Source organism: Micromonospora nigra (assembly GCF_900091585.1).
Classification (GTDB): domain Bacteria; phylum Actinomycetota; class Actinomycetes; order Mycobacteriales; family Micromonosporaceae; genus Micromonospora; species Micromonospora nigra.
Genome location: NZ_FMHT01000003.1, coordinates 4,917,453 through 4,932,854, shown reverse-complemented (window position 1 = coordinate 4,932,854; position 15,402 = coordinate 4,917,453). Strand labels below are relative to the sequence as shown.

31 protein-coding genes are annotated in these 15,402 nt (G+C 72.9%); all 31 read left to right on the top strand.

Annotation, left to right across the window (positions count from 1 at the left end; translation table 11 throughout):
• Positions 1 to 200 precede the first annotated feature (200 nt).
• A complete protein-coding gene (locus tag GA0070616_RS21635; RefSeq protein WP_091086248.1) occupies positions 201 to 500 on the top strand; it encodes a hypothetical protein in 300 nt (99 codons plus the stop codon).
• A 1-nt stretch (position 501) separates the two neighbouring features.
• The gene (locus tag GA0070616_RS21630) at positions 502 to 699 is read left to right on the top strand and encodes a helix-turn-helix domain-containing protein (RefSeq protein ID WP_091086245.1); all 198 of its coding nucleotides are present in this window, start codon (positions 502 to 504) and stop codon (positions 697 to 699) included.
• Positions 700 to 941: 242 nt separating this feature from the next.
• Complete coding sequence (locus GA0070616_RS21625; RefSeq protein WP_091086241.1) at positions 942 to 1,697, top strand: hypothetical protein; 756 nt, start codon at positions 942 to 944, stop codon at positions 1,695 to 1,697.
• A 6-nt stretch (positions 1,698 to 1,703) separates the two neighbouring features.
• On the top strand, positions 1,704 to 2,252 hold the full coding sequence (locus tag GA0070616_RS21620) for a hypothetical protein (protein WP_091086238.1): 549 nt from the start codon (positions 1,704 to 1,706) through the stop codon (positions 2,250 to 2,252).
• Positions 2,249 to 3,214, top strand: a complete 966-nt coding sequence (locus tag GA0070616_RS21615) for a hypothetical protein (protein ID WP_091086234.1) — start codon at positions 2,249 to 2,251, stop codon at positions 3,212 to 3,214. Before GA0070616_RS21620 ends, GA0070616_RS21615 begins: the two co-directional genes overlap by 4 nt.
• Positions 3,211 to 3,354, top strand: a complete 144-nt coding sequence (locus GA0070616_RS28295) for a hypothetical protein (RefSeq protein ID WP_175440159.1) — start codon at positions 3,211 to 3,213, stop codon at positions 3,352 to 3,354. Before GA0070616_RS21615 ends, GA0070616_RS28295 begins: the two co-directional genes overlap by 4 nt.
• Positions 3,338 to 3,709: a hypothetical protein gene (locus GA0070616_RS21610; protein ID WP_091086231.1), complete on the top strand. Its 372-nt coding sequence runs from the start codon at positions 3,338 to 3,340 to the stop codon at positions 3,707 to 3,709. The genes GA0070616_RS28295 and GA0070616_RS21610 overlap by 17 nt, the downstream gene beginning before the upstream one ends.
• Positions 3,706 to 3,978, top strand: coding sequence for a hypothetical protein (locus tag GA0070616_RS21605; protein ID WP_091086227.1), 273 nt, complete (start codon positions 3,706 to 3,708; stop codon positions 3,976 to 3,978). The genes GA0070616_RS21610 and GA0070616_RS21605 overlap by 4 nt, the downstream gene beginning before the upstream one ends.
• A 109-nt stretch (positions 3,979 to 4,087) precedes the next feature.
• On the top strand, positions 4,088 to 4,975 hold the full coding sequence (locus tag GA0070616_RS21600) for a hypothetical protein (RefSeq protein WP_091086224.1): 888 nt from the start codon (positions 4,088 to 4,090) through the stop codon (positions 4,973 to 4,975).
• Positions 4,975 to 5,721, top strand: a complete 747-nt coding sequence (locus GA0070616_RS21595; RefSeq protein ID WP_091086220.1) for an ERF family protein — start codon at positions 4,975 to 4,977, stop codon at positions 5,719 to 5,721. The genes GA0070616_RS21600 and GA0070616_RS21595 overlap by 1 nt, the downstream gene beginning before the upstream one ends.
• Positions 5,718 to 6,170 carry a DUF3846 domain-containing protein gene (locus tag GA0070616_RS21590; protein ID WP_091086217.1) on the top strand — a complete coding sequence of 151 codons (453 nt, stop codon included), beginning with the start codon at positions 5,718 to 5,720 and terminating at the stop codon, positions 6,168 to 6,170. Before GA0070616_RS21595 ends, GA0070616_RS21590 begins: the two co-directional genes overlap by 4 nt.
• Positions 6,167 to 6,757 (top strand): crossover junction endodeoxyribonuclease RuvC, encoded by a 591-nt coding sequence (locus tag GA0070616_RS21585; RefSeq protein WP_091086213.1) that lies wholly within the window; start codon positions 6,167 to 6,169, stop codon positions 6,755 to 6,757. Before GA0070616_RS21590 ends, GA0070616_RS21585 begins: the two co-directional genes overlap by 4 nt.
• On the top strand, positions 6,754 to 7,074 hold the full coding sequence (locus GA0070616_RS21580) for a hypothetical protein (protein ID WP_091086209.1): 321 nt from the start codon (positions 6,754 to 6,756) through the stop codon (positions 7,072 to 7,074). The genes GA0070616_RS21585 and GA0070616_RS21580 overlap by 4 nt, the downstream gene beginning before the upstream one ends.
• A complete protein-coding gene (locus GA0070616_RS21575; protein ID WP_139128960.1) occupies positions 7,074 to 7,964 on the top strand; it encodes a coiled-coil domain-containing protein in 891 nt (296 codons plus the stop codon). Before GA0070616_RS21580 ends, GA0070616_RS21575 begins: the two co-directional genes overlap by 1 nt.
• Positions 7,961 to 8,236 carry a hypothetical protein gene (locus tag GA0070616_RS21570; RefSeq protein WP_091086202.1) on the top strand — a complete coding sequence of 92 codons (276 nt, stop codon included), beginning with the start codon at positions 7,961 to 7,963 and terminating at the stop codon, positions 8,234 to 8,236. Before GA0070616_RS21575 ends, GA0070616_RS21570 begins: the two co-directional genes overlap by 4 nt.
• Positions 8,237 to 8,412: 176 nt before the next feature.
• Positions 8,413 to 8,838 carry a hypothetical protein gene (locus tag GA0070616_RS21565; protein WP_139128959.1) on the top strand — a complete coding sequence of 142 codons (426 nt, stop codon included), beginning with the start codon at positions 8,413 to 8,415 and terminating at the stop codon, positions 8,836 to 8,838.
• Positions 8,835 to 9,083, top strand: coding sequence for a hypothetical protein (locus tag GA0070616_RS21560; protein ID WP_091086196.1), 249 nt, complete (start codon positions 8,835 to 8,837; stop codon positions 9,081 to 9,083). Before GA0070616_RS21565 ends, GA0070616_RS21560 begins: the two co-directional genes overlap by 4 nt.
• Complete coding sequence (locus tag GA0070616_RS21555) at positions 9,080 to 9,421, top strand: hypothetical protein (RefSeq protein ID WP_091086193.1); 342 nt, start codon at positions 9,080 to 9,082, stop codon at positions 9,419 to 9,421. Before GA0070616_RS21560 ends, GA0070616_RS21555 begins: the two co-directional genes overlap by 4 nt.
• Entirely contained in the window at positions 9,418 to 9,573 is a 156-nt protein-coding gene (locus GA0070616_RS28290; RefSeq protein WP_175440157.1) for a hypothetical protein, read from the top strand. The genes GA0070616_RS21555 and GA0070616_RS28290 overlap by 4 nt, the downstream gene beginning before the upstream one ends.
• Positions 9,570 to 9,836 carry a hypothetical protein gene (locus GA0070616_RS21550; RefSeq protein WP_091086190.1) on the top strand — a complete coding sequence of 89 codons (267 nt, stop codon included), beginning with the start codon at positions 9,570 to 9,572 and terminating at the stop codon, positions 9,834 to 9,836. The genes GA0070616_RS28290 and GA0070616_RS21550 overlap by 4 nt, the downstream gene beginning before the upstream one ends.
• The gene (locus GA0070616_RS21545; RefSeq protein WP_091086185.1) at positions 9,833 to 10,093 is read left to right on the top strand and encodes a hypothetical protein; all 261 of its coding nucleotides are present in this window, start codon (positions 9,833 to 9,835) and stop codon (positions 10,091 to 10,093) included. Before GA0070616_RS21550 ends, GA0070616_RS21545 begins: the two co-directional genes overlap by 4 nt.
• Positions 10,090 to 10,341, top strand: a complete 252-nt coding sequence (locus GA0070616_RS21540) for a hypothetical protein (RefSeq protein WP_091086181.1) — start codon at positions 10,090 to 10,092, stop codon at positions 10,339 to 10,341. The genes GA0070616_RS21545 and GA0070616_RS21540 overlap by 4 nt, the downstream gene beginning before the upstream one ends.
• Positions 10,338 to 10,685, top strand: a complete 348-nt coding sequence (locus tag GA0070616_RS21535; protein ID WP_139128958.1) for a hypothetical protein — start codon at positions 10,338 to 10,340, stop codon at positions 10,683 to 10,685. The genes GA0070616_RS21540 and GA0070616_RS21535 overlap by 4 nt, the downstream gene beginning before the upstream one ends.
• 121 nt (positions 10,686 to 10,806) lie before the next feature.
• On the top strand, positions 10,807 to 11,511 hold the full coding sequence (locus tag GA0070616_RS21530) for a hypothetical protein (protein WP_091086175.1): 705 nt from the start codon (positions 10,807 to 10,809) through the stop codon (positions 11,509 to 11,511).
• Positions 11,512 to 11,514: 3 nt separating this feature from the next.
• Positions 11,515 to 11,844, top strand: coding sequence for a hypothetical protein (locus GA0070616_RS21525; protein ID WP_091086172.1), 330 nt, complete (start codon positions 11,515 to 11,517; stop codon positions 11,842 to 11,844).
• Positions 11,841 to 12,326 (top strand): hypothetical protein, encoded by a 486-nt coding sequence (locus GA0070616_RS21520; protein ID WP_091086169.1) that lies wholly within the window; start codon positions 11,841 to 11,843, stop codon positions 12,324 to 12,326. The genes GA0070616_RS21525 and GA0070616_RS21520 overlap by 4 nt, the downstream gene beginning before the upstream one ends.
• Positions 12,323 to 12,790 carry a DUF6248 family natural product biosynthesis protein gene (locus GA0070616_RS28285; protein ID WP_175440156.1) on the top strand — a complete coding sequence of 156 codons (468 nt, stop codon included), beginning with the start codon at positions 12,323 to 12,325 and terminating at the stop codon, positions 12,788 to 12,790. Before GA0070616_RS21520 ends, GA0070616_RS28285 begins: the two co-directional genes overlap by 4 nt.
• Before the next feature lie 292 nt (positions 12,791 to 13,082).
• Positions 13,083 to 13,415, top strand: a complete 333-nt coding sequence (locus tag GA0070616_RS28280; RefSeq protein WP_175440155.1) for a WhiB family transcriptional regulator — start codon at positions 13,083 to 13,085, stop codon at positions 13,413 to 13,415.
• Entirely contained in the window at positions 13,412 to 13,666 is a 255-nt protein-coding gene (locus GA0070616_RS21510) for a hypothetical protein (protein WP_091086166.1), read from the top strand. The genes GA0070616_RS28280 and GA0070616_RS21510 overlap by 4 nt, the downstream gene beginning before the upstream one ends.
• Positions 13,667 to 13,739: 73 nt before the next feature.
• Complete coding sequence (locus tag GA0070616_RS21505) at positions 13,740 to 14,726, top strand: hypothetical protein (RefSeq protein ID WP_091086163.1); 987 nt, start codon at positions 13,740 to 13,742, stop codon at positions 14,724 to 14,726.
• Positions 14,727 to 14,740: 14 nt separating this feature from the next.
• A complete protein-coding gene (locus GA0070616_RS21500; RefSeq protein WP_091086160.1) occupies positions 14,741 to 15,400 on the top strand; it encodes a hypothetical protein in 660 nt (219 codons plus the stop codon).
• Positions 15,401 to 15,402 lie beyond the last annotated feature (2 nt).

Genomic DNA, 15,402 nt, shown 5'->3' with positions numbered 1-15,402 from the left:
GTTTCTGGGACGCGCGATGGTCGCGCAGCGACTGGGCGATTGCGGTTCGCCGGTTGCGGCGTGCCTGGAGCGTGGACATGGATGACAGTCTAAGGACATGCGTGTCCTACGTTCAACCCTGCGCCACCACCCAAACACGGAGGCAAGTTCCCCCGTTCCGGCACTTGCTATGACGCGCATGTCCTACTACCTTGACCCTCATGAGTACGGACATCCATGACACAGTAAAGCCGGACACGGCTGGGATACGTCTGGACGTCGCGCGTCACACCGAGCTGTTCGCCGCCATCGGCTGCGACTCCCCGGCCAAGATCGCGGCAGAGACCGGGGTTACCGAACGGACCGTCCGCCGAGCCCGCCAGGGCGTCATCGGTGAGGTCTTCATGGCCCAGACCGTGGCCGCCCTGCAGCGCCACGAGAAGACCCTGACCGCCGCCGGCCTCAAGCCCCCCACCCTCGACGAGCTGTTCACGGTCGTCGTCCCGCCGGCGGCGGCCTGACGTGGACCGGCTGCTCAAGGTCACCGAGGTCGCCGCCCTGTGGGGCGTCGACAAACAGACCGTCTACCGGGCGCTGTGGGCGAAGGACCTGCCGTTCGTGGACCTGGCCGCGCCGGGCGCGAAGAAGGCCCGGATCCGGATCCGGACGTCGGCCGCCGAGGCGTACATCGCCCAGCGCGAGAGCGCGGCTGCCGCGTGACCCACCCGTCCACTCCCCCGCCGCCGCCCGGTCCCGGGCGGGATGGCACCGAACCTCCGGCCCGTCGGGATCCCGCCTCCGTCTCGGGGCCGGCGATCGCTACACCCGGCGGGCCGGCCTGACCGGGTGGCCGGCCGCGACGTAGGGCTCCGGCCGGCCACTCGGACCGCAAGACGCGGGCGCCTCCGACAAGGCGACCCGCGCGATGACCCACTCATCCGCTTCACGAACGGAGCAGGTCGATGACCGAGACTACCCGCCCCACCACCACCGCCGGTGAGCTGCACACCGGTCAGCACTTCCTCCGCCGCGTCGGCGCGGCCGTCGTCGAGGACGTCGTGGTCCGCGTCGAGCACGTGCTGCCGTACGTGGCCCCGCAGGACGAGGTGCCGATGGTGGCGCTGACCGTCACGCCGATCGGCGGCGGGCTGCCGTTCCTGCTGAACTGGTCGGCGAGCGCGGAGGTGCGGCTGGCCACCGACGCCGAACTGGCCGCCGTGCACGAAACGGCCGCACGTGACGAGCTGCACGCCGACCTGGCCGCGTTGCAGGCGCTGATCGATTCGGTCGCGCCCCGGCTGCGGCCGTACGGCCGGGACGTCAGCTTCAACGTGGCCGACGGGGAGGTCGAGCGGATCGCCGCCGCCCTGTCGCAGCCGACCCGGCAGTTCGGCAACAACGGGCACATCGGCGTCGCATGGACCGCGCCGGGCAGCGACGACCGAGGCCCGCGCTTGAAGGTGGAGTTCTGGGGCCGTACCGCCCCGAAGCCGGCGGCCGACGACCTGTGCGCGGATCCGTGGCACGAGCAGCCGACGGAGCCGACCGAGGCGTGCCCCGCGTGCGGCGACCAGCCGCCGGCCGCCCCGGAGCTCGCCGACGACCCGGACTGCCTGGCCTGCCGGCACGCCACCGGCCAGCACGTGGAGGACCACCTCGGCTGCCGCGTCGAGGGATGCGGCTGCCCGTTCGCGCAGCCCGCGAAGACCGGGGAGTGACCGGCCATGCGTTTCCCGCTGACCCCCGATGAGCGGACCTACCTCGACGAGCTGTGGCGCAGGATCCGCAACGCCACCCACCAGGCCAACCTCGCGTCCGCGAAGTGGAACCGGATCAACGACGAGCTGAACGACCTCGCCGAGCGGTCCGACTGGGACGACCTGGCCACCGACCGAGTCAAGGGCGTAAACCAGCGGCTGGCCGGCGCGTACGCGGGCTGGAACTTCTGGCAGCAGGAGGTGCGCCGGCTCGCCGGTGCGATCCAGGCGGAGCGTGCGTTGCGGGAGTTGCTGGGTGTGGTCGACGCCGACCCGATGGGCCTGGGCTACTCCCGTACCGACGACGAGGACGACGACCTGGTGCCGCCGCCGCTGCCGGACGGCGTCGACGGTCTGTCCATCACCGGCCGCCCGCCGAGGCGGCCCCAGAGTTCCCCGACCGGGCCGGCCCATCCGGGCACCCCTCATCAGTTCTCGGACCGGTCGGGGTCCAAGCCGGGCGCGGCGGGCGCGGGGGTGCCCGCCGCGCCCACCCGGGGCGGTGCAGCCGCATGAAGATTCACTACGAGGCGTGGACGCCGGGCCCTGACGCCCGCGTCGACATCCGGCGTGCCGAGGCCATCTGCTCCGAGTACGCCACCCAGGGCTTCGACCTGACGCTCCGGCAGCTCTACTACCAGTTCGTCGCCCGCGACTGGATCCCCAACACCGTCCAGTCCTACAAGCGCATCGGCTCCATCATCAACAAGGCCCGCATGGCCGGCCTGCTCGACTGGTCCTACATCGTCGACCGCACCCGCAGCGTCGCCGCGAACAGCCACTGGGAGACCCCGGCCGACATCATGCGGTCCGCCGCGCACAGCTTCGGGATCGACAAGTGGGCCGACCAGCCTCGACGCGTCGAGGTCTGGGTGGAGAAGGAAGCACTGGCCGGGATCGTCGGCCAGATCGCCGCCCAGCTCGACGTCGCGTACTTCTCGTGTCGGGGATACGTGAGCCAGTCCGAGCTGTGGCGGGCGGGCCGCCGGCTCGGCAGATACCTCGACGGAGGCCAGGCCATCACCGTCCTGCACCTCGGCGACCACGACCCATCCGGCATCGACATGACCCGGGACATCCGGGACCGCCTGGAGCTGTTCATCGGCGAGGACCACGGCGAGTGGGCCTTGCACGACGAGGACGCGCTCACCGAACCGGACGGGCTGCCGAACCTGGAGGTCCGCCGGATCGCGCTCAACTTCGACCAGGTGCGCCAGTACAACCCGCCGCCCAACCCGGCCAAGGAAACCGACTCCCGCTCCGGGGGCTACAAGGCGAAGTTCGGTAGCCAGTCCTGGGAGCTGGACGCACTGGACCCCACCACCCTCGCCGGCTTGATCCGGCAGCACGTCGAAGGCATCCGGGACGACGAGCGGTACGCCGTGCAAGTGGCCGCAGAGCGTCGGCATCGTGAGCTGCTGACCGAGGCGTCGTCGCGGTGGCAGGACGTGGCCGCGTTCCTGGGTGGTGCCGCATGACGGCCGGCGAGGTCGCCCTCTTCTACCTGGCGGTGCTGCTCGCCGGCAGCACCCTCACCTTCGGACTGCTGTGGGGCCGGCGCACGTCGTCGGCCCCCGGCCCCGCCGCCCCTGGAGCCCCTGATGAGCATCACCCGTGACCTGATCGAGGGTGCCGCCCTCGTGTCCCCGATCGCCCTCGGTGTCGGCCTGCTGCTGCTGGTCCGTCCCCCGGCCGACGCCGACCAGCACGACCTGTCCGACTACATGGCCGACACCGTTCAGCCCGAGCCGGGCGGTCCGGCGCTGCGGCTGCGGATGCGGTCCACAACGACGTACACGGCGGACATCCTGCCGCCGGCTCCGCCCGGCACGCAGGTGCACCTGCCGGCGTACGCGGACACGGTGGTGGCGCAGTCCCTCGCGCGGTACGGGGGCTGCGCGGAGGACATCGCGGCGCGGTGGCTGCGGGAGCTGGGCGAGCAGGCCCGTGCCCGGATGGCGGGTGTCCGGTGATCCGGGACCGCCACCCGCTCGCCGGGCAGACCGTCCGCCTCACCGCATCCGACGCCCGGCTGGCCGGCAAGGAGTACCGCGTCGAGGACTGGTGGCAGAACGTCACCGGCGGGTCGTGGATGGACGCCACCGGCAACCCGGCCGCCCTCACGTACGCGATGCGGTCGGCGCTCGCCGGCCTGCCCCTCGACAACGAGGTCCTGTACGGCAAGGTCGCCGGGCGCGGCCACCTCGTGCACGTCAGCGAGATCGAGACGGCCAGCCGATGACCAGCAGCACCACCCCGGCAGCCGCACGGCGGGTCACCCCGACCGCCGTGCGGCCGCTGCCTGCCCAACACCCGGCACGGCCGGCTCCCAGAAGAAACGAGCACCGACCATGAAGATCGTCAAGAAGAGCAACGGCCGCAACCACTGGTACGTCGACGCCGACGCCAACGACGCCCGCGTCCAGGGCGTCACCACCACCACCGGCAACGGCCTGCCCAAGCCCGCCCTCATCAACTGGGCCGGCGAAGCCACCGCCGAGTACGCCGTCGACAACTGGGACACCCTCGCAGCCATGGGCCCGGCCGCCCGCCTCAAGGCCCTCAAGTCCGGCCGGTACGCCAACCGCGACGAGGCCGCCAACCGCGGCCGGCAGGTCCACAAGCTCGGCGAGCGCCTGGTCCTCGGTGAGCAGGTCACCATCCCCCCGCTGCTGGAAGGCTACGTCCGCTCGTACGTGCAGTTCCTCGACGAGTTCCAGGTCGACCCCGTGCACGTCGAGGCCGTCGTCTACTCCGAGACGCACCGCCACGTCGGCACCCTCGACCTCATCGCCGACCTGCGGTTCCCCGACATGCCTGAGTACGACGACCTGGAGCGCACCGCCGACGGGTTCGTCCGGTCGCTGATCGACATCAAGACCACCCGCACGGGCATCTTCGGCGACACCGCCGTGCAGCTGGCCCCGTACCGGTACTCCGAGTTCCTGATCGCGAAGGACCCGGAGTCCGGCGACGAGGAAGTCATCGAGATGCCGGAGGTGGCGTGGACGGGTGCCGTGCACGTCACCCCGAACGGCTACGAGCTGCGGCCGGTGCTGGCCGGCCCGGACCAGTACCGCGACTTCCTCTACATCCAGCAGGTGGCCCGGTTCGTCGACACGTCCAGGGAGCTGGTGGGCGAGCCGGTGATCCCGCCGACCACCGGCCGCTTCGAGCTGCTGCGCGTCGACGTCGACCCGGCGGCCGAGGCCGACGCGACCGAGATGGCGTTGTACTGATGGGCGAGCAGCACGAGAGCCTGTCCGAGGCGCTGGCGGCGTTCCAGGTCGACCCGCCGGTGCTGACGAAGAACCGTGACGGGCAGGTCGGCAACCAGCGCACGAAGTACGCCGACCTGGTGCAGGTCAACAAGCAGGTGCTGGCCCGCCTCAACGAGCTGGGCATCATCTACACCACCGCGCCGACCCTGCTCGACGACAACAGGTTCGTGCTCCAGTACGAGCTGCTGCACGTGCCGTCCGGCGAGAAGATGGGCGGCCGGTACCCGCTGAAGCTGTCGGAGAACCCGCAGCAGATGGGCTCGGCGATCAGCTACGCCCGCCGGTACGTGCTGCTGGCGTTGACCGGCGTGGCTGCCGAGGACGAGGACGACGACGGGCAGGCCGCGTCCGGGCGCCGGTACGCCCAGCGCGCCCAGCAGCCGCGCCAGCAGGCCGGACCGGGCGAGGGCCGGCCGGCCGCGCAGCGCGCTCAGCGTTCGTCGCGGCCGGGCCCGGCGCTTCCCGGCGAGCAGGCGCCGGCGGCCGGCGGCATCTCGGAGGCGCAGTCGCGGAAACTGCACGCCTGCCTGCGGGAGGCGGGCATCACGACCCGCGACGAGGGGCTGCTCTACATCGCCGAGGTGGTCGGCAGCCCGGTGGAGTCGACGGCGCAGCTGTCGAAGTCGCAGGCGGCGCGGGTAATCGACGCCCTGGAGCGGTTCATCGCCCAGCAGGAGCCCCCGGCGGGCGGTGAGGACCGGTGAGCGGCTACGTGGTCGTCGACGTCGACGGCACCCTCACCCACCACCCGGCCACCCCCACCTCCGACCTGATCCGTGAGGCCGTCGGCAACTGGTGGGCGATGGTCCACCTGCCGTCCGGGCTGATGGGCTGGGTCGACGACGACGGCCACATCAAGGCCCTGGACTACAACGTCGTCGGCTCGGTGCTGCTGATGGCGCTCGGGGCGGGGCACATGCCGTACGCGGGTCCGGTGGTGATCACGGGCTGGCATCCGGCGGTCGAGATCGTCGAGCTGGACGCCGACCGTGAGCACGTGGTGAAGGCCGTGCACGCCCGGGTCTGTGCCGCTCTCGCCTGTTCGGCGGGCGGGGACGAGTTCGCCGATGCGGTGCGGGAGACGGCTGCCCTGGTGCGGTCTGCGCCGCGGCCCACGATCACCGTGGCGGTGCCGGGCGGTGAGCCGTCGTGACCGAGCTGCGGATCGTCGCCCTGGATTTGTCCTTGGCCGCTACCGGCGTGGCCGCGACCCACGATCACCACGGCCGGGCCGGTCTGCTGGCCCGCACCGTCCACACCGCCCGCACCGCGCACGGCGCGACGGACATGGATCACCAGCGGGTCAACGCCGTCCTGGCCGACGTCGCCGCCGCCGTGAAGTGCCGACCTCACCTGGTGGTCATCGAGTGGCTGCCCCTGTTCGACGGCAAGGGCGCCACCACGCTGCGCTTGGCCGAGCTGCACGGCGTGATCAAGCACTGGCTGCACCACCAGGGCATCACCTACGTCGACGTGCACCCACCCGAGGTGAAGACCTGGGCCACCGGCAAGGGCAACGCCAACAAGACGCAGGTGTTGGAGGCGGTCACCGCCACGTACGGGCGGCTGCTGCACGTCGACGGCCACGACCAGGCCGACGCGGTGGCGTTGCTGACGATGGCGCTGGCCGCGTACGGGCAGCAGCTGGTGCCGCTGCACAGCCCGCACCACCGGCGGGCGATCGGCAACGTCCGCTGGCCGGATCTGGCCACCGAAGCCGGGCCGGTGGTGCCGGTATGACCGGGCCGATCCCGCCGCACATCGCGGCCGCCACCGACCAGGACCGGGCCGAGCTGCGGCAGCTGGTCGAGTCGGCCCGCCACCACACCGACGCGATGGCTTGCGAGCACGCCGGCACGTGCGCCGGCGGGACGGTGGCCCTGGCACTGGAGGACATGCCGTGGCAGCGCGTCGAGGTCCTGCTGAACCTCGCGATCGCTGAGCTGGCCGTCCTGGGCTACGGCCTGCCGCTGCACCTGACGGACGCCGCGTGCGCGGCCCTCGAGGAGCCGGCCCCGCCGGCCGCGCCGGCGCCGTCGCGGAGGTGGCGGAGGTGATGCCTGACGCCGGTCTGTGCCGGTGGTGTCCGCACGGCCAGTGGTCGCACAAGCGGGGCCGGGGCGGCTGCCGGGAGCTGGACTGCGCGTGCGGTCAGTACCAGGCCGACCCGGCCGCGCCCGCCGTGGTGCCGGCGGCCGGCGTTGTCGAGGCGGACCCGGCCAGCCCGGTGCCGGGTGTGGCCGACGTGCGGCCGGACGATGCGGACCCCGGCGTGCAGGTGGCCGGGGTCGAGCCGGCCCAGCCGGGCGACGTCGACCTGCCGGTGCTCCGGGCCACGCACCCGACGCTCGCCGAGGTGCTGGCCGAGCCGGAGCCCGTCGGCGAGCCCGAGCCGGCCCCGCCGGTCGTGGTGGCCAGCCCGGCCGCGCAGGCCGCCCACGCCCGCCAGGTCGCCGCGACCGACGCGCAGCTCGCCGTCGACGACGACCCCACCCCGCCCGCCCCGGCCGCCGACGTCGATCCTGAGCCGGCGGCCGAGCCCGAGCCCACGATCGTGCTCACCCAGGCCGAGGCCGCCCGGCTCCACGCCGAGCTGGAGCAGCGCCGCGCCGACGAAGAGCAGATCCGCCAGCTGACCGCCGAGCGGGACCGGCTGGCCAGCCGGCTCGACATCATCCGGCAGGAACGCCGCCGGGAGCACCTTGCCCACCAGGTGATGACCCTGACCGCCGAGCGGGACGAGGCGCGTGGGCGTGTCGTCGAGCTGGAGGAGCACGTCGGCCGGCTGCTGGACCACATGGGTCCGGGTGACCCGGATCGGGCGCTGGTCCGCTACGACGCCGATCAGTGCGAGGCGTGCGGGTTCCGCACGACGGTGCCAGGGCTCCGGCACGAGCATCCGCTGATCCCGGTGACCGTGCTGGTCGTGCGTCGGGAGGTGCCGTGATCACCCCCGCTGACCGGCTGCCCGACGACGAGGTGTCGCGCATCGACCGCACGGACCGGCTGGTCCTCGCTGCGATCGCGATCGGCTGGCCCCGGCCACGCCTGGAGAGGAAGTGGAGCCGGCGGCGGGTGTCTCGGATGGTCGCGGTGTGCGGCGGCCGGCGGCGGCTCGCGGCCCGGCTGGTCCGGGACTGGGACCGGCTGGCGTCGCGGCCGGTGCAGGAGCTGTCGCCGCTGCGGCCGGCGGACTGCCGGGTGGTGGCCGATGCGTAGCTGGCTGGCGCGGCTGGCGGCCGGCGAGGTGCGCCGGCTGCGCGCTGATCTGGCCCGGGCCCGGGCGGACCGGGATCGGGCGACGCGGGCGGCGGTGCGCTGGCACAACGCCGCCCTGATCCACAAGGCGAGGGCGGACGCCCTGGCCGACCAACTCATCGAGGAGAACAAGCGACGTGGCAGTGAAGATCAGCGCCCAGCTCACCGGGACGAACCGGGAGTGGAACGGGCTGAACCGGATCGAGGAGCAGCTGGTCGACCAGCCGCGCGGTGACCGGTACGCGGTGGTCCGGTACGGGGTGAAGCGGGTCGCGGACGAGATCAGCGAGGGCGTGAAGATCCCGACGGCGGAGATCGTGCACATCGAGCCGGTGGAGGGTGAGCTGGCGGATCGGGTGCGGGAGATCCTGGCGCAGGAGTACGAGGACCGGACGGGCAAGTCGATCGAGCCCGAGCCGACGCTGTTCGACGTCGCACCCGGCGGAGAGGGCGGCAACGGCGGTGGGGTGCCGGAGGAGTCGGCCGACGAACTGATGGCGCGGCGGGCCGAACGCAAGGCAGCCGGGCAGCCGGCATTCTCCGGGTCGGGTGAGCCGCTGTGACCGGGCCGGAGCACTACCGCGAAGCGGAGAAGCTGCTGACCGACGCGGCGATCCCCCCAGGTGAGCGGGACTACACCGCGCCATCGCTGGAGGTGCTGCTGGCCGCGCAGGTGCACGCCACGCTGGCGCTGGCAGCCGCGACCGCGATCAACGACCCCGACCCGAGCGGCAGCGGCCAGCCGTCCTGGGCCACGGAGGACTGGGAGGCGGTCGCCTTCCCTGGCCCGTCCGAACTCCCGTCGTGACCGCCCCGACCCACCTCGCCGGCGACCTGCCGATCCGCGTGGGTCGGGGCGTCGCCTGGCTCGACCAGCACCACCCCGGCTGGCACGACCTCGTCAACCTCCGCGAGCTGGACATGGACGACTCGTGCGGCTGCGTCCTCGGTCAGGTGATCGGCGACTTCTGGGCCGCCCCGCTCACCTGGGCCGAGGCCGTCAGCCACGGCTTCCAGGCCCGCAACGGCGAGGAGTTCGACGCCGAGGTGGAGGTCTTGGACCGGCTGTGGCGCGACGTCATCGAGGAGCGCCTGGACGCGGCCGACCAGGCCGCGCCGCTGTGGCCACCCGAGCGGCCGTCATGAGCGAACGCCCAGACCGGCTGCTGCGGCAGCTCGTCGGCGAGCGGTTCGGGCCGCCCGTCGACGAGCGCCGCCCCACCACGACCCGCGACCGCGACGCCGCCGTGCCCACCCGGGCCGGCGGCGTCGCCCGCCCTCACCGAGGAGACAGATGAGCATCGACGCGCCACCCCGGGTCCGCTCGCCCCGGACGTACACGACCAGTGGTGTGCAGCGGCGCGAGCGGGCCGCCGCCCTGCCGCTGCCGGCGCTGGGCGCCCTCGCCGGCACCTTCGAGTGGCACCCGTTCACGCCGATCGCCCCGGTGGTGGGCCTGCCGCAGTGCCGGCACTGCTTCGGCTTCGTCGACGACGTGCGGCACCCGGTGGTCGCACGGCAACCCTCACCCGACCTGCCGAAAGAGGAAGACCAACCGTGAGCCGTATCGAGATCAACGACGGACGCCGGCACATCATCGTCGACCACGACGGCGAGCTGGAGCCCCTCAAGCAGGCTGCCCTGACTCTGTGGGAGGCGGCCGGCGCGGCACCGGCCGGATCGGGCCCGGCCACCGGGTTCCAGCTCACCGAGCGGCGATGGTCGCCACCGGTCGCGCCGACGCTGATCGGTCAGTACGGCCGTCCGCCGATCGAGCCGGTGACTGCGGCCGACAGCGGGCCGGTGGTGGGCCGATGACCCCGACGTACCCGACGGAGCAGTGCCGCTCCTGCCCGGCCCAGATCATCTGGACAGTCACCGACCGGGGCCGCGACATGCCCGTCGACGCCGAGCCCGACCCGGCGGGCAACGTGGCGCTGTCCGTCAACGACAAGGGCCAGATCGTGGCGTCGGTCGTCAAGCCGCACCTGGCGTTCGGTCGGAAGGACCTGCGGCTGTCCCACTTCGTCAGGTGCAAGGACGCGGCGAAGTGGAGGCGGAGGTGACGGGCCTGCTGATCGCCAGCCACGACCACGCGGTCCACGCCATCCGTGAGCGCCTGGAGCAGCCCGGCACCGACGAGCTGCTGCGCGGCGTGGTCCTGGCCGTCCTGCCGGTCCACGCCAGCTACCCCTCGTCGACGGGCCGTCCCGATCCGGACTGCCCGTCCTGCGAGGGCCGTGGCTGGTTCACGACCGAGGAGCGCGACCGAGAGCACTGCCACTGCCGGTGCCCGTGGTGCACGGGGTGCGAGGAGCCGCTGTGCGCGGGCCCCTGCCCGACCGTCGGGGCGATCGCCGGCCGCCTCGACCTGTTGCACTCCGCCATCCCCGAGCGATGTGACCCATGACCGATCCGTGGGTGCGGCGGCACGTCCTGCTGTACGCGTGGCCGCACGTCATCCGCCGGCTGCGTACCCGACCCCTGCGAGCGCGTCTGCTCGCAGACCTCCTCAGAAAGGCCAACCGACGATGACCGACACTCCGTACACCGACGCCGACGTCAAGCTCGTCACCAGCGTCGTCCGAGATGCTCGCCTCAGCGGCGACAGCTGGCGGGAGATCGCTACCGCAGCCCTGGACATCCTGGCCCGCGCCGGCCGGATCAAGCCGCCGACCGCCGACGCGCAGGTCCGCGCCGGCGCTGACGCTCTCGTGCGGCTACGAACCCTCGCTCCCAGCCTGTCCGAGCTGGGCGAGGAGGAGCAGTCGTTCTGGCTGCGCGACGCCGCTGCGGTGGTCGAAGCGGCCGGGCCGGCCGCACCCACGCCGCCCTACGTCCACCACCTGCTCGACGCGTTCCTCACCGGCCAGCCCCTCAACTTCCGGCGCGACCCCGTGCCCCTCGACGTGCAACGGCGGCTGGAGCACGCGGTGGCCACCGGGCAGATGGGCACCGTTCCCGCGCCCACCCCGAACACCCAGCACGAGACGACCAGCGAGACGCACCACGTCCTGGCCGTCGCCAACGATGGCGCATGGGAGATCGCACACCCCACCACCTGCACGGTGCACACCCCGACCGGCCCGGCCGTGATCTGCCTCGTGCACGACCTCGCCATCGAGCAGTTGCCCGCCGATGCGAGCGGTCTCCGCGCCGGCCGGTACGAGATCGCCGCCAACGACCTCGGCGACCGGCTGTCCATCGGCGACCGCCTCGACCCGGCGGAGGACTGAGGCGTGGACGTGCCCCAGGTCCCCACCGACCTCGAAAACGCCATCGCGGGCGGCCGGTACGTCTCCCGCGACTACCACCAGCACTCCATCGCCTACGCCCGCGAAGAGGAGCAGCGCAAAGCCGCCGCCGCCATCAACCGCCTCAAGGGCCTCCTGGAGATCGCCAACGCAGATCGGGTCGCCCGCGTCTGCGCCACCCTCCGCCAGGTCACCCGCCAACGCACCGGCAAACACGGCCCCGACTGCTGGCAGCGGCACGCCCGCTGCCTCGCCGACCGCATCTACGACCTGCTCGACGGCAACGACCCCGACAGCAAGCAGGCCCGGCCGTGACCGACGAGCAGCTGCGCCGGGTCGCCGCCACCAGGCCCGGTTTCGCCACCTACCCGACCAGCCGGCCCGGGACGCCGTCGTGGTGGCGGCGGTCCGTCGACGGCGTCCCACCCGGACGGACCGTCACCGGCCGCGACGTCGCCCGCTACGCCCGCCAGCTCGGCATGCCCATCGAGCCGTGGCAGGAGCAGGTGCTCGACTGGGCGTACCGGGCCCAGCCCACCGCAGCCATCATCCCGGGCCGCGCCACCTGCTGCGACGACTGCGCGTACTGGAAGCTCACCGCCCGACAGGCGTACGACTACCACCGCCGGATCCACGCCTACCACGGCCGCCGCCACGAACAGTGGCGGACGAAGGCCGACCGGATCGGCCGGATCGCGGTCGGGTTGTGGATAGCCGTGGCCATCCTGCTGGCCGTGTGCCTCGTCGCGGTGGCCGGCACCGCCCTGATGGCCTGGATCACCCGAGGTATGACGTGACCGCGACCATCCCCGCTGATGTCGCCGACTGGATCCGCGACGCGGCCCTGCCAGCCAGCCTGCGCGGCGAGGTCGAGGACAGGCTGCACCGGACATGCCCCTGCCTCGGCTCCGTCAGCGGCCACTGCGGCAAGGGCAGCCACGAGCAGTGCCCGCGCACCCAGGGCTGGCATCGCCACGGCGAGCCGTCCCCGGAAACGTGGATCACCAACAGCCGCGGCCTGGTCGCCGCCGCCCGCGGCATCAGCACGGCCGTGTGGCGCACAGGACGGGCCTGCCGGTGGCTGTGTCCCTGCAACTGCCACACCACCGTCATGGCGCTGTTCACCGCGCCGGCCAGCGAGGCCCCACGGCGGATGTCGGTCAGCGGCGGCAACAACCGCATCGCGACCACCGATCGCCTACGCGCCGACGATGAGCCGCAGCCCACCCTGTTCGATGCAGCTCCCGGGAGCCAGCCGTGACCCACCAGGCCCCGCTCATCCCCACCCGCCACGGCCCCGACATCTGGCGCCGCTACCGCCTTCCAGGATCCCGCGCCATCAACCACGCCTCCTGGGAAGACGCCCGCGTCCAAGGCCACCACGTCGGCACCTGCCGCCACACCGCGCCCAGCGGCAGCGGCAAGGCCTGCGGCGGCTGCCTCCGCCCCGGCCGGCCGTACACCGTCGGCGGCCGACACATGTACCCCACCACCTGCGGCACGTGCGGCCACGAAGCCGCCGCCGGAGGCCCCACCGTCAAGCGGAGTCGCCGATGAGCAAGACCGGACCGGTGAACGTCGGCGAATACCCGCGCTGGCTCGACACCGCCACCGAGACGCCCGCCTGCCGAGGCGAGGACACCAACCTGTTCTTCCCCGCAGAAGGCGAGCAGTGGAAGGTGCCCCGCGCCCGCGCCATCTGCAACCGCTGCCCGCTCTTCGACACCTGCCGCGACTGGGCGATGGCGCAGACCGCGCAGCACCTCGCCGGCATCTGGGGCGGCACCACATTCGACCAGCGCCGAAAGCTCAAGGCCGGCACCGGCAGCGGCAACCAGCCTGTCCAGTTCCGCAAGACCAAGCCCAGCACCGAAGGAGAGCAGTGACCCCCATCCACAACGGCCCCGCCCGCACCCGCCCCAAGGGCCTCACCCGCGACGTGGCGGCCACCGTCGCCGGCCACACGCCCCGCTGCACCTGCCCCAACGGCCGAGGCATCCCCGTCGTCACGTTCGTCGACCAGCGCGTCACCCGCGTCGAGCGGCGGCACCTCACCGGCCTGCACGGCTGCCAGGTGCCCACCCAGCACGAGCAGCCAGCGACGTACCTGGCCGACATCTGGACCCGCAGCCGCTGACCCGGCCGGCCCCGGCCCGCCACCACGGCAGGCCGGGGCCACCCGCGCATCCGAACCAAACGGAAGGCCCCCGTTGAAGTCCTACAGCGACCGCGGCGCATCGGCCCACACCTGGACCGAGCTGGTCAGCCGCATCCGCTTCGGCACCCAGAAGGCCCTCGGCAAGTCCGTGTCCGGCGCACGCGTCCACGCCGTCGCCGAACGCCTCGCCCGCTACGCCACCCACAAGACCGGCCGCGACATCCGGCCCGGCCTCGCCCGGGTCGCCGTCGACCTGGAGATGGACTACCGCACCGTCAAGGCCGCCGTGGCCGTGCTGGTGCGCACCGGTCTGCTCCACCTGGTCGCCGAAGGGGAACGCCGTGGCGACGCCGACGAGTGGCAGCTGGTCATCCCCGAGGACCTCATGGACCGCGAAGACATCGACGTCTGGTCACCCGGACGGCACCACCTGGAGGTCGAGCGGTGCCGCGACAAGGTCCGCGGGCGCTATGTTCCGCGCCCCGATCTGCGGGGGCCAGACGGGCCGCAGAACGGCACATCTGCGGGGGCCACAGAGGCCGCAGAAACGCCGTCTGCGGGGGCCTCACGGGCCGCAGATTCGGACAACACGGATACGTCTGCGGGGGCCACAAGGGCCGCAGAATCCTCGTCTGCGGGGGCCACAAGGGCGAATCTGCGGCCCTACAGGCCCCTGCCACCTACCAATGACCACGTAGGTAACTACGACCTGGCAAACCGTGGAGATCTCCGTACGGCCGTGACAGGTCCGCGCGCGAGCGACGCCACCGATCCGATTCCCGACGAGGGCGAGGGGTCGAGCCACGGACCGGACGCGCCGACCGCGGCACCCGATCCCGATCCCGCCATCGAGGAGACCACCGCGCCACCGCCAACGCCGCCGACGCCACGCGGCTGCCCGAGCCACGGCCGCGCCTTCGCCGCCGGCCGACGACCCGACGGCCACCCCGCCTGCCCCCTCTGCCGCCGAGGAGCACCACCCAGCCCACCACCCGACCACCTCGCACCCGTCATCCCGATCCACCGCCACACCGCCTGAACCGGGAGACACCCGTGCACCCCCACCACCTCCACGCCACCCGAGCCGCCACCACCCTCGCCACCACCCGACGCCACCTCGACCAGGCCGTCGACGACGAGTACCTCGACCGCCGCCAGGAGGCCCGCACCATCGCCGCCGCCGCCAGCCTCCAAGCCTGGCGGCCCATCCCCGGCCCCTCCGGCAAAGGCGGCCACGGCGACCCGTCCGGACGGTCCGCCGTCGACCAGCTGGAACCCGAGGTCCGCGCCGGCCGGCTCGCACGCCTCGCCGCCAGCACCACCGCCACCCTCACCTGGCTCACCACCGCGCTCAGCATCACCATCACCGGCGACCCGCTCCCCGCCCTCACCGCCGCCATCCCGATACTGCGCCCAGCCACCAGCCGCGAACTCACGCTGTGGCTCGACGAAGCCGACCAGCAGATCCGCGACCGCCTCGGCCTCGACCCCGCCGGCGTCGACCTGCCCCGCGTACGGTGCCCACGCTGCGCCCGCCGAGCCCTCACCGCCCACACCCTCGGCAGCCGCCACACCTGGACCATCGTGTGCACCACCAACTGCGTGTGCCTCGGCCCGACCTGCCCATGCCAGATGCCCATCCGGACCATCGGAGTACGGCACGTCTGGGGACCAGACCACCCACTCGTCGCCAGCCTCACCACCGCCGCGTGAGA

Excerpts from the sequence above, each read along its gene's own strand:
- GA0070616_RS21635 (WP_091086248.1), top strand. The coding sequence starts at position 201 with ATGAGTACGGACATCCATGACACAGTAAAGCCGGACACGGCTGGGATA.
- GA0070616_RS21625 (WP_091086241.1), top strand. The coding sequence starts at position 942 with ATGACCGAGACTACCCGCCCCACCACCACCGCCGGTGAGCTGCACACC.
- GA0070616_RS21620 (WP_091086238.1), top strand. The coding sequence starts at position 1,704 with ATGCGTTTCCCGCTGACCCCCGATGAGCGGACCTACCTCGACGAGCTG.
- GA0070616_RS21615 (WP_091086234.1), top strand. The coding sequence starts at position 2,249 with ATGAAGATTCACTACGAGGCGTGGACGCCGGGCCCTGACGCCCGCGTC.
- GA0070616_RS28295 (WP_175440159.1), top strand. The coding sequence starts at position 3,211 with ATGACGGCCGGCGAGGTCGCCCTCTTCTACCTGGCGGTGCTGCTCGCC.
- GA0070616_RS21610 (WP_091086231.1), top strand. The coding sequence starts at position 3,338 with ATGAGCATCACCCGTGACCTGATCGAGGGTGCCGCCCTCGTGTCCCCG.
- GA0070616_RS21600 (WP_091086224.1), top strand. The coding sequence starts at position 4,088 with ATGAAGATCGTCAAGAAGAGCAACGGCCGCAACCACTGGTACGTCGAC.
- GA0070616_RS21595 (WP_091086220.1), top strand. The coding sequence starts at position 4,975 with ATGGGCGAGCAGCACGAGAGCCTGTCCGAGGCGCTGGCGGCGTTCCAG.
- GA0070616_RS21580 (WP_091086209.1), top strand. The coding sequence starts at position 6,754 with ATGACCGGGCCGATCCCGCCGCACATCGCGGCCGCCACCGACCAGGAC.
- GA0070616_RS21575 (WP_139128960.1), top strand. The coding sequence starts at position 7,074 with ATGCCTGACGCCGGTCTGTGCCGGTGGTGTCCGCACGGCCAGTGGTCG.
- GA0070616_RS28290 (WP_175440157.1), top strand. The coding sequence starts at position 9,418 with ATGAGCGAACGCCCAGACCGGCTGCTGCGGCAGCTCGTCGGCGAGCGG.
- GA0070616_RS21550 (WP_091086190.1), top strand. The coding sequence starts at position 9,570 with ATGAGCATCGACGCGCCACCCCGGGTCCGCTCGCCCCGGACGTACACG.
- GA0070616_RS21540 (WP_091086181.1), top strand. The coding sequence starts at position 10,090 with ATGACCCCGACGTACCCGACGGAGCAGTGCCGCTCCTGCCCGGCCCAG.
- GA0070616_RS21530 (WP_091086175.1), top strand. The coding sequence starts at position 10,807 with ATGACCGACACTCCGTACACCGACGCCGACGTCAAGCTCGTCACCAGC.
- GA0070616_RS28280 (WP_175440155.1), top strand. The coding sequence starts at position 13,083 with ATGAGCAAGACCGGACCGGTGAACGTCGGCGAATACCCGCGCTGGCTC.